The organism is Ectobacillus ponti, from assembly GCF_024294785.1.
Classification (GTDB): domain Bacteria; phylum Bacillota; class Bacilli; order Bacillales; family Bacillaceae_G; genus Ectobacillus; species Ectobacillus ponti.
Window position 1 is genome coordinate 1 of record NZ_JANCLT010000116.1, and the last position, 529, is coordinate 529.

Consider the following 529-nt stretch of genomic DNA (forward strand, 5'->3'; position numbering starts at 1 on the left):
CTTCATCTGTGGATACACCATTACAAGCATAGTACGTGAATAGTGAAACCAATAACATAGCACATCGATTAACCCATCACACACACACACACACCCCATATATATTGGTCAAGCACCAACCCAAATGGCCAAGCTTCTTTATTTTTCTGCATCACAATTCACACGCACACATGATAGATGGTAGATGCAGGCAGGCATCTTAGCAGTTGCAAGGGTTGCACCTGCAGCTGGAACCGCAGCTGCAGCCATGGGCGGTCTCGCCGGACTCTGCGGCCGCCTCAAACTGCTGCGCCTTCTTCTCCGGCGCCACACCCAGCACGACGGTGGCCTTGGTGCTGCTGCTCTTCTCTTCCAGGTCAGGGTACTTCTTTCCGCAGGAGCAGTTTGAGCCGCAGCTGCAGCTAGATCCACAGCTGCAAGACATCTTCTCTCAGTCTGTAATTAAGCTCAAGCAACTGAAGATGAAATCAACTAAGGAGAAGAAGAAGAGCTTTTGAGATGATGAGCGCCATGCATAGCCTTCGGGTCC

General features: G+C 50.9%; 1 protein-coding gene. It reads left to right on the forward strand.

Annotated elements, in window-relative coordinates; all coding sequences use genetic code 11:
- The first annotated feature begins 206 nt into the window (after positions 1 to 206).
- Complete coding sequence (locus tag NK662_RS24820; RefSeq protein ID WP_254761387.1) at positions 207 to 497, forward strand: hypothetical protein; 291 nt, start codon at positions 207 to 209, stop codon at positions 495 to 497.
- Positions 498 to 529 lie beyond the last annotated feature (32 nt).